The organism is Paenibacillus sp. JT22N12 (assembly GCF_056269365.1).
Genome location: NZ_JBWDNU010000032.1, coordinates 1 through 9,918 on the forward strand (window position 1 = coordinate 1; position 9,918 = coordinate 9,918).

The window sequence follows — 9,918 nt, forward strand, 5'->3', positions numbered from 1 at the left end:
ACCGCGGCGAATAAGGTCTTTTGCTATGGACAGCATGGGAGCGACGTGTCCATATACAGGTGTAATGGGAATGATAACTTTTGTCATAATAGAACCTCTTTCTTTTGCGCTAAGGCAAACGTTTTATGTTTTTTATCTAAAAATTGACTTTGCTGCCTAAGACTCGCTACAGTCAGTATAAAAAAAGCATCGCGCCAAGTTGGTTGGTGGGTGCTTTTTTGCATTTTTAGGGGGTTTGGCAGCACTCTTCTTCAGTGGATCCAGTCGCTACAATTTGCCCATGCTTTAACAACGGCGGGATACGATAGCACAATTTCGACGGGTAGCCACGCCAAGAATTGGCAACAGAAATCGCCTTATAGATAAGAAGAGGAAAGTACAATGATGCATCATTCTGACCGTGGAAGTCAGTATGCTTCGCTTGATTACCGGACGCAGCTCCGTACCTATGAAATGAACGGAAGCATGAGCCGTAAGGGTAACTGTTACGACAACGTCCCGGTTTTATATAAACTTGACTCTTGTATAGCTATGCGCAATAATTGCTACATGGAAAACAGGAAAACGCAAATAATAGATCTGGCATCGTCACTTATTCGAAAAAAAGGCTATTCGACCTTTTCTTATGACGAAATTTCAAAACATTTTGGCGTTACAAAAGCAAGCATTCACTATCATTTCGAGAAAAAGGAAGATCTGGGGCTTGCCGTATTGGATCAACTTTATCGAGGTCTGGTCAACTTTAAGTCGGTTATTCAACAATCATCACAATCGGTTGAAGAGAAGCTCATTCTATATTGCGCTGACCAATCCAGACGGTTTGCAGAGTATGACATATGTCCGACCTCTTCCTTACAGACTGATTATGAACTGCTACCAGAATCGATGAGACAAAAACTTCAAGAGATAAGCGAGTTTGAACTTTCAATCATCGATGACATTGTTGCTGAAGGAACAGATGATACTGCAATTAATACGCGCGCCTTGGCAATCACAATCCTTTCTGCAATCAAGGGAGCACTGCAGTACAACCGCGCAATGCACGGCAATTTCATACCGGATATCATGTATGGAATTAATCGTCTATTAAAAAACCAGTAATAATACAATGTACGAGTAACAAATTAAAGGGCGGCCTTGTGCAGCTCTTTTTTTTTAACACCCTCAATTGTTAACAGTCTTTGGTATGTTCAGGCCCCCCTATGGAGGGGCCTTTTTTCAATAGCTTGTACGTTAGAATCCGGGAAAAGCGGATAACTCGGACAATTGAAGGAAGAAGAGGATAACCAAGAGTATTGTTAATACGATAGCCGGAAGCATTTGTTGAAACGTATCCTTCACTCGAATGTGCGTCAGGATGCCTCCAAACATGGTAACGCCCAACCACAAGGCTCCCGCCGCGGCCCAGCTAGGTTCCCAGAAGCCGATGGCCAGTGCCGCTACGCCCACCCATTGGATAAATCCCGTAACTATGCGGAACCCTTGCGGCAATTTATAATGATTAAACGCGTCGACTTGCATTTTCGAACCCGAGATTTTACTGAATCCCGCCATCAGAAAAACTAAGCTTAAAAGTCCTTGCAGAACGATCGCTACGATATTCATTCCTGAGTCTCCTCTATAACTGAGCTTGATAGTTGCACAGAAACAACAATTAATATAGCGCAGTTAACGACGCGGTTAACTGCGCCCGTTAAAGCACATATTTTAACCTGCCTCTAACGTTTTCTATCCCCTTATTTCACAATAATCGCTTTAACTCTAAGATTTAAAGGCCTGGGTAAGTAATATGATACTTTTTGGATACTGCTAACAGCTTCTGCATGGCCTCAGGAGTGGGTGGCTCGACATGAGCCTCCATCCCTTCCACATAAGGAACGCCTAGTTCCTTCACAAAAGAATCAAATCCCGCAGGGTAGGCGGTAACCAGAAACTTAGCTTTGTCTGATTTCACCTTAAAAGTGTGTGGAATGCCACGAGGAGCAAACACATATTCACCGGTTTTCACCAAAATAGTTTCCTTACCGAGCGTCATCTCTATTTCTCCATCCAGAACGTAAAAAGATTCATCTTCTTTTTCATGCAAATGCAGTGGAGGTCCATCATCTTTCTTGACGGAGCAATGCACGACGCAAAACTCTCCATTCGTATCCTCCCCGCTCACCAATATTGAATTTACGTCACTAAGAAAAAGGAACGTATTTTCTTTGTTGATACTCCGGTACATCATGCCCGCTTTGCTTTGATTACTCATCTTTTTGTATGCTCCTTCTTGTTGTGAAATCACGTTGCAAAATCTTACTTACCGGAAGATAAGTATCACTGCAACTATCTGAGTATAGCTACACCCTTTTTCTATGTCAACCTTTCTAACATTAACGATTTGTAAATATTCATGTTCACGTTGATTGAAATAATACAAACATTCTTTCCACTCGAACTCATTCTCCAAGCGAAATGTTGATAGCTCAAGCACGAGATCAAGCAACTTTTTGCTTTCTCAAAGAACAGTTCCCGCCAATGCGCAGCAGGAATAGAACTCTAACCCTCCAATTATCTCCACATTACGATGCTGGTATTTGATTAGCCTTTTAAGCATTTTTTAACTACCCGTATAGCTGGACAAGCAATTTTCAACGTCCTGTTTAACTATGTCTTTTGGAAATCGCGACAATGTCTTTAGATGTGTGTCATTAGAATACAATGTCCCGATTTTTGTGTCCTTGAACATCTGATGACAAGAATGCATACCGAAAAAGACAAGAATTTGTTCTGATTGCCGATGTTCCTAAGTAATAAAAAACAGGCTGCCAAAGCAACCTGCTACGTGTTTCTCATTAAGCTATCGTATCCGTTAGTTCAATCGTGTCTTCACCCTTGGTTAGATTGAGGTACAAAAACAAAGCGCAATCTGCTAATCCATAATAATGTCCACTACTTGTTTCGCGAATGCAGCAAAGGGTTCAATATGTTCAGGGCTTCGATTAATAGCCCACCTGAGGTTATCGAAAGCCCTTAATAGCAGATAATGCCTTATGTCAGAAAGGTCTTTTTCACTTATTCCGTACCCGTCTATAAACGCTTTGAATTCTTCAACATTTGGACCTTCTTCTAGCCTTAGGATCTGGTAATGCATCAATTGAGCAACAGTTGCATGTGGTACCACGCTTACTTTCGCATTCCAATCCAGCAATATAACTTGGTTTGCCTGATTGACAATCGTATTCTTTAAAGTGATATCTCCATGGTTTAAGCCGAAACGGAACGGTTCACTCTTTAAATCTTCAAACAGTTTTTTTATTCTCTGCGATTCCATCTGAGTGATTACTCCAAGCTCAATCAAGCGATCGTGCTCAGTCAGACTATTTATATTATGCTGCACATACCCTTGCCAACTACCATCTGTTCCAGCATGAGGTGGTGACTGAAACTCACCATGGACTGGATCAATTAGATTTTCCCCATATCCTTTCACTTGAATAGAATGAATAAGCTTGGCATATTCGCCCAGTTTCCTCCAAATATTGGACTTGGGTACAGTACTGTCTGACCCGTTGTCTCCCTCAACAAAGGCTTGAATCATATATGCGGTTTCATCAACTAAACCAATGGACAACACCTCAGGTCCCGGAACGCCAACTGCGACTGCTTGCTCGATACACCATTTCTCTTTGATAAAGCTTGGGAATGTATCTTCATCGTTTATACGGACAACAACTTTATGATTCTCTGTTTCGACTACGCAAACCTGATTTGTGGTGCCTTTACCTAAGATCTGATAGGAAGTTTTTACTTGTTCCTGAAGAAAATCGCCTGCAATTCGTGCTGCTTGTTTAACTAAAAAGTCTTTCATTGTTACTTACTTCCTCCCTCAAGTACCGTGCTTCGAATAGTTTACCACACACTTTTTTTTGGGAAGTACATTTATCATTTAACAATACTGCCCCGTTAGCTAAACAGGCTACCGATTTTGTCGGTAGCCTGTTGTCGTTGTGCTATCGTACCCGTTAGAGTAAAAGGCAGCAGCACCGATCCGTTATAGATGTTCGCTAACTCGATTGAGTTTTTACTTTTATTTTTGTTGTACTTAATCAAATCGATAACCAAAACCAACATGACTAAGATAACAGACTGAACTAAAGGCTTAACAAATGTTGATTGATCGTAGATATAGTAAGCAACTATAACATTGACTATGAAGAAAAGAACGTATTTCATAATTCAATCATCCTCAGTCTCAGTATTGACGAATAAATTTATGAGCTTTTTTACTTGAAGTATTCGCTACATAATTGAACTATCCTGCAAGAAAAAGGAGTAGCTGCCGCGGCAGCTACTCCACTATCGTAATCCGTTAGCTCAACGAGCCATGGGGATTTATTGGAGATCCTAACTATTATAATTCTTAAATTTCTATTGCATTAAAAAGAAATGGTGCTCCCGCTAAGTAATTTTTTATTATTGCTTGTGCATAGGGCTGTTCTTCTTTTAACCCGTCGGTCTCCCTTGAATCAGGAGCATGGTGACAATAATTTTCGATCATTACCATCACTGTAAAACTTTCCAATGCTGATAGCCAGTTAACTCCTAGTCTTCTCTTGCTTTCATAACCTTTAATTAGTAACTCCCTTTGCCCAGGATAAAGCCCCAAAATCGTATGTGCTATATCATATAAGAAGTATCCAAACCCACATCTCCCAAAATCAATCGGCCGCGGTTCTCCATTATGAAATACAATGTTCCCTTGGTGCAAATCACCATGAATTAAACCGTAACTCTCGTCATCTTTGCTAAGTTTAGTAATCCAGGAGAGTATTTTTTCAGCCGCTGACTGGTACAACTGGAATTCCGCATCTACCAGGAACCGATCGTAGTGTTGCGTTAAACGAGTCATGGCTTGCCTAAAACTATCCTCACCCCAAATAGGGCGTATGAAGTTAGAGCTCAACTCGAAATTTTGTGATACTTGATGGAGCTTTGCTAAGAGGATTCCCTCTCTAATGATTTGATCTTCAGTAAGACCACCACTCGCATGCACGCCCTCTACCCATCGCATCAATGAAGCGTAACCTAAATAAGCATTCTCCAAATTAATTTTTACAGTTTTAGATCCATTGCGGTCTAATATCCCCTTAGGAAGGGTACTATCCATCTTTTTATCCAAATCATCAAGCCAATCGAGTTCAGAATCTATTTCTTCTCTCCTCATTCCCGCATGAATACGGAGTAAAAAATCCCCGTCTTCACTTGTTTTTATTATAAATGAACATGTATCGGATAATTGGTTGAAACGTATTTCTTCCCAATTCAAATCATAATTTTGAAGTGCCGTCAAAGCTGCTTGCTTCGACTGTAAAATAATCCGCTTTATTTCTTTTTCAGTACCAATCTTAAACACTTCTGCCATGACCATCCCCCAATTCCTGCCGTTAGTTCTGTTATTCAATAGCAATATACTCAATTACTGCCCAGGGTTTTTATCCCATACCACAAGAAGTAAAGTCGCTAATGGACCTATAAATAAAGAAATTAGAAACCAGTTGAGTCCCTTCCTGTTTTTGCTTTGAGCCAATCCAGCGTTAATGAGTGCCAAGGTACCCCAACCTATAGTGTAACTGTTATTCAAATAATCTCACCTCGGTTACCTTATTTTTTAGAGAATTATAAATTTTATATCCAAATAAGTGGACGTAAATGACTATATGAAGTTGCGGTGTCCTGCCTGTCACATCAATAGAAATAAAGGAGCAGCTAGGCCACTGACCGATCCCGCGGCATCTTGTTGATGAAGCTTCGCTTCTTATTATAATTGTATTGGTAATTGGTTTGGCGGGTTTGAATGAAGGTGGAGGGAATTGGAGATTTTCTTCGTAAGATAAAGATAAAAAATAGCTTCAACTCAACGGACACGATAGTTTAGGGTAGCGTATCACGGCAACTGCTCCTCCACTAACGTACCCGTTACTTTAATGACCTGGTTGTTGCGCTATCGTACCCTTTAGCTTAATCAGCTCTTCTTCAAGGGCTGACCGAAAACTACATGGAAATGAAGATGTTTTGAATCTTGATATTCCCCTAAATTTGTTATCACTCTGCAAGCACTATGTTCCGATACCACTTGGGAAGCTACCTGCTTAACAATATCCATAAGCTCAATTAGCAGGGCATCATCCCCTTCTTCTAAAGTAATAAGTGATGGAATATGTCTTTTCGGAATCGTCACAATATGTACTGGATAGAATGGACGGGTATGATGATATGCAAGTACATTATCGGTTTCCAATACTTTTTGTACAGGTGTTCGACCACTTAATACCTCTTCGCAATAGAAATCTTCCGACATATTTAATTGCCTCCCGTCATGTTTTTCCTTATTTTAACACACGGTTGCTTCACATTACTTCCCGTTATCTCTATGATCTGGAGCAGTTCGCCATGGCGCCTGCTCCAGTAATATCATTGCGCGCTATTGTATCCGTTAGTTCAATGATTTAATTCTACAAACGCCTGTTTCTCTTTTCATCTAGATATATATCTAGCGCTGCTATTCCTCTAATCGCAAGTTTAATGAATAGATAAAGGCTATACAATCCAAGCAGAATGAATAATCCGTAAACAATAAACATGACGATGGGTAATATCGAAAACAATCCGTTAGAACCCTGAAACATAATTTCACTCCTTTTCTAAATCATATCATTTTTTGAATCATGGTGTGAGTTTCCCTTATATCGTTATCCTGCCAGTTCGTATTATAGCTTACGCCCCCACAGTACATATAGATCAATTTTGCGAAGAAGCAAAAGGAGCTGCCCCAGCAGCCCCTTCGTTAAATGATTTTTATTAAGCTCTCGTACCCGTTACTTTAATGATCTGGTTGTTGCGCTATCGTACCCAGTTAGTGTAATAAGTTTTCCTTATTCGTTTGTATTTCTAGCGTAACCACCTTCTGCTTGAGGTAATGCTTTATATGCTTCTTTCCCTCCAACGAGATGCTGGATATAGGTTCTTAGACAAGTTCTCCTTTATAAGATATAGTTGAAACATATTGCTTCACACAATTTTCCACAGTGAAATAATGTTAATTTTGGAGGATGATTGGAATTATTAGATTTCCGTCTCTAGAAGAAGGAGCAACAATTGGTGTAACAGCACCCTCGTCAGGGGTAAACGTCGAATTACATGATTTGCTTAAACTTGCCTGTTGTCGTATGAAGATGACGGGATTCAACGTTATTTGTGGAGAAACGGTTTGGACTCAAGAGAAGGCAAAGTCTTCGCCAGCCAAATTACGTGCTGCTGAATTCAACGAAATGATGAGAGATGATCACATCAGTCTTATCATCCCACCTTGGGGTGGCGAACTTTTAATCGAAATTCTTGAACACATTGATTTTGAAAATTTTAAGTGTAAGTGGATTTTAGGTTATTCAGATATAAGTGTATTATTGTTGGCAATAACCTTAAACACAGGCATAGCAACTGCTCATGGTACAAATTTCATTGACTTGAGAGGAGACTCCTCAGATAACACAACTGCAATGTGGCAATCTGTCTTAGCAACTAAAACTGGCGAATCCATCATTCAACATTCTTCGGAAAAATTCCAAAAGGAATGGAAACCCTCTGACCCTTCGCCATGTGTCTTTCACTTAACAGAACAAACCTATTGGAAAGTTATTCCAAATACTAAGGTTAAACTACAGGGTCGCTTACTTGGCGGGTGTATCGATGTGATAAGACATTTAATTGGAACTCGGTTCGGTGATCTACAACATTTCCAAAAGAATCATATAAATAATGAACCTATTTTATGGTATTTGGAGAATTGCGAACTATCGACGACTGATTTACGCAGGTCGTTGGTTCAGATGAAATTAGCAGGTTGGTTTGATAACTGTACTAGTCTTCTGTTTGGAAGAAGCGCTGCGAATCAACCGATTGATAATTATACTGTGGAGGATATATACAAAGAACTATATGAGGAATTGCAGATCCCGATAATCTACGATATTGATTGCGGTCATGTTCCACCACAATTAACTTTCATAAACGGGGCACATGCTGAGATTGAAGTAGGAGATGGCAAAGGATCCGTAAAGCAATCTTTTAGCCAGTAATTATTCCATCTCTATAAACGAAAAAAGACAGCCGTTAGACTGTCTTTTTTTCGTTTATTTAAGGGCAAAAGTGCTGCCCATTGTCTCGTAAAAATGATTTTTGCACCCAAAAGGGGAACCCGTTCCCCTAAAACGAGAGCCCTTTTTCTCTGTTTCTTGATGCCGGCAGCCCCCTTACAGAACGGCTGCTAAGTTACGATAGCCTCCAATAAACGAAAAAGGAGCTGCCGCGCGGCAAGCTCCTCACTAACGTTCCTCGTTAGTTGAATGATGTCCTTACTTAATTAAGCTCATGTAATTGGTGGTTACTGGAACTTTTTCAAACCCCCATTTTTCGTAGAACATCACTTTATTGTCTGCGCAAAATAAATCAACGCGTTCGATACTCTTTATTAATGTACTGTTAACGACCGCTTCGAGAAGCAACCTTCCAAATCCTTGTCCTTGAAATTGTTCTAAAACGATAACGTCATATATCGTTGCTCGGAAAACATAGTCAGTCACAACTCTAGTAAAACCTATGAGTTTATCTGATTCAGAATCACATAAACCAAATATATACGAGTTATCAATCATTGTTCGAACTTCATTGCTCGTTCTTGTCTTGGTCCATGACCTTTCATTGTATAAGTTCATTAAGTCTTGAAAATGCCTTTCTGATAGCTGATTCACTATATATGTACGATTCATCATGTTACTTCCTTTTCAATATTTTTTAAGAACTAACAGCACGTTCATCTAAAAACTTTAGAAATATCATCCTTATATTATTCGGATATTAATCGAATTATCCTGCCCGTTACTTCAATGGACAACGGCAGCCGATCGTGTGGCCGGCTGCCGTTGCGTCTCCATTCAACTCCCTCGGTACGATTAAGTTTTCTCACGAATGCTCGCTTATTCGCAGGATTTCACCCTTGTTAGACATGTATGAAGGTCGTTCGGGTACCACTTCATAGACCTGGATAACATGAAGGCGTGAGGAAATAGAGGGGGAGATTGAAACCCCATATTCTTCCATATCCTGCACGTATTCTCCACGCCGCCCCTGGAGGTTCTCACTCCCATGTCTCAACGGGTCTATGCCCTTTCATTCCTTCGTTACACCTGTCCAAGGGGTGGAGGCCGGTCTTGCTATCGTTACGGGTCGGTGCCCTTTGGTTCCATGTATCCGGTACGCCGTGCTTTCTTTGAAATCCCGCGAATAAGCCAAAATTCGTGCAACGTAACGGTAATCAGTATCGATTAAGCTGCTAGCTGGATCGGCATCGTTTTAGGAGGGTTGTAGGCTTCGCTGCTGCGAGCCATTCCAACAAGTATTCGAGCTAGCTTGCCACACCATTTCATAATGGACCTCATTTTCTTCATCTTCTTTACCTGTACATTGTAGGCATGCATCGCTTTAAACTCCGGATTGTTCGCGACTAAACTCAGGGTCATCATGAAGATGAAACGGCGGAGGCGAGATCGTCCCCGTTTGCTAATCTTCATTTGCCCGGTCCATTTGCCTGAACTGGCTTCTGCGAGATTGAGACAGGCATGCCGCAGTAAGGCATTCCCATGGACAAAGCCGCTTAAATCCCCTGCCTCACCCAGAATACCGGCTAGTGAAATGGCATTAATCCCTTTGACAGCAAGCATAAATTTCGCAAATGGAATCCGTTCTAAAACGGCAACAATCTCCTTTTCTACCGTTTCTAGCTGCAGGCAAGCAAGATCGTACTCGTCGAGAAGTTGCTTCAAGTGAAGCTTGTAGGCATGCAAGGCCTGCTTAGAACCAACAGAACGGCTAGCAAGA

10 protein-coding genes and 1 pseudogene are annotated in these 9,918 nt (G+C 40.8%); 3 read left to right on the forward strand and 8 right to left on the reverse strand.

Going from position 1 to position 9,918, the window contains the following annotated elements; translation table 11 throughout:
• Positions 1–381: 381 nt before the first annotated feature.
• Together AC0YOA_RS37785 and AC0YOA_RS37790 are read left to right on the forward strand one after the other, a co-directional pair.
• Positions 382–504 (forward strand): annotated as a pseudogene (locus tag AC0YOA_RS37785) (IS3 family transposase); the annotation flags it as partial.
• 45 nt (positions 505–549) lie between these two features.
• Positions 550–1,101, forward strand: coding sequence for a TetR/AcrR family transcriptional regulator (locus AC0YOA_RS37790; protein WP_475790908.1), 552 nt, complete (start codon positions 550–552; stop codon positions 1,099–1,101).
• A gap of 132 nt (positions 1,102–1,233) precedes the next feature.
• Here AC0YOA_RS37790 and AC0YOA_RS37795 read toward each other — a convergent pair whose 3' ends face one another.
• From AC0YOA_RS37795 to AC0YOA_RS37820, 6 genes are all read right to left on the reverse strand, one after another.
• The gene (locus AC0YOA_RS37795; RefSeq protein WP_475790900.1) at positions 1,234–1,605 is read right to left on the reverse strand and encodes a DoxX family protein; all 372 of its coding nucleotides are present in this window, start codon (positions 1,603–1,605) and stop codon (positions 1,234–1,236) included.
• Between the two features lie 163 nt (positions 1,606–1,768).
• Positions 1,769–2,254, reverse strand: coding sequence for a quercetin 2,3-dioxygenase (locus AC0YOA_RS37800; RefSeq protein ID WP_475790901.1), 486 nt, complete (start codon positions 2,252–2,254; stop codon positions 1,769–1,771).
• Between the two features lie 660 nt (positions 2,255–2,914).
• On the reverse strand, positions 2,915–3,853 hold the full coding sequence (locus AC0YOA_RS37805) for a phosphotransferase (protein ID WP_475790902.1): 939 nt from the start codon (positions 3,851–3,853) through the stop codon (positions 2,915–2,917).
• A gap of 95 nt (positions 3,854–3,948) precedes the next feature.
• Positions 3,949–4,218 (reverse strand): hypothetical protein, encoded by a 270-nt coding sequence (locus tag AC0YOA_RS37810; RefSeq protein WP_475790903.1) that lies wholly within the window; start codon positions 4,216–4,218, stop codon positions 3,949–3,951.
• Positions 4,219–4,405: 187 nt separating this feature from the next.
• Positions 4,406–5,407: a phosphotransferase enzyme family protein gene (locus tag AC0YOA_RS37815; protein WP_475790904.1), complete on the reverse strand. Its 1,002-nt coding sequence runs from the start codon at positions 5,405–5,407 to the stop codon at positions 4,406–4,408.
• Between the two features lie 600 nt (positions 5,408–6,007).
• Positions 6,008–6,343 (reverse strand): HIT domain-containing protein, encoded by a 336-nt coding sequence (locus AC0YOA_RS37820; protein WP_475790905.1) that lies wholly within the window; start codon positions 6,341–6,343, stop codon positions 6,008–6,010.
• A 760-nt stretch (positions 6,344–7,103) separates the two neighbouring features.
• Between AC0YOA_RS37820 and AC0YOA_RS37825 the strand changes: the two genes are divergently transcribed.
• A complete protein-coding gene (locus AC0YOA_RS37825; RefSeq protein WP_475790909.1) occupies positions 7,104–8,120 on the forward strand; it encodes a S66 family peptidase in 1,017 nt (338 codons plus the stop codon).
• Positions 8,121–8,396: 276 nt separating this feature from the next.
• Here the strand turns inward: AC0YOA_RS37825 and AC0YOA_RS37830 are convergent, their stop codons facing one another.
• Complete coding sequence (locus tag AC0YOA_RS37830) at positions 8,397–8,813, reverse strand: GNAT family N-acetyltransferase (protein ID WP_475790906.1); 417 nt, start codon at positions 8,811–8,813, stop codon at positions 8,397–8,399.
• Positions 8,814–9,365: 552 nt separating this feature from the next.
• A partial coding sequence (locus tag AC0YOA_RS37835; RefSeq protein ID WP_475790907.1) for a transposase occupies positions 9,366–9,918 on the reverse strand: 553 nt, incomplete at its 5' end.

Excerpts from the sequence above, each read along its gene's own strand:
- AC0YOA_RS37810 (WP_475790903.1), bottom strand. The coding sequence starts at position 4,218 with ATGAAATACGTTCTTTTCTTCATAGTCAATGTTATAGTTGCTTACTAT.
- AC0YOA_RS37795 (WP_475790900.1), bottom strand. The coding sequence starts at position 1,605 with ATGAATATCGTAGCGATCGTTCTGCAAGGACTTTTAAGCTTAGTTTTT.
- AC0YOA_RS37830 (WP_475790906.1), bottom strand. The coding sequence starts at position 8,813 with ATGATGAATCGTACATATATAGTGAATCAGCTATCAGAAAGGCATTTT.
- AC0YOA_RS37805 (WP_475790902.1), bottom strand. The coding sequence starts at position 3,853 with ATGAAAGACTTTTTAGTTAAACAAGCAGCACGAATTGCAGGCGATTTT.
- AC0YOA_RS37800 (WP_475790901.1), bottom strand. The coding sequence starts at position 2,254 with ATGAGTAATCAAAGCAAAGCGGGCATGATGTACCGGAGTATCAACAAA.
- AC0YOA_RS37820 (WP_475790905.1), bottom strand. The coding sequence starts at position 6,343 with ATGTCGGAAGATTTCTATTGCGAAGAGGTATTAAGTGGTCGAACACCT.
- AC0YOA_RS37790 (WP_475790908.1), top strand. The coding sequence starts at position 550 with ATGGAAAACAGGAAAACGCAAATAATAGATCTGGCATCGTCACTTATT.
- AC0YOA_RS37815 (WP_475790904.1), bottom strand. The coding sequence starts at position 5,407 with ATGGCAGAAGTGTTTAAGATTGGTACTGAAAAAGAAATAAAGCGGATT.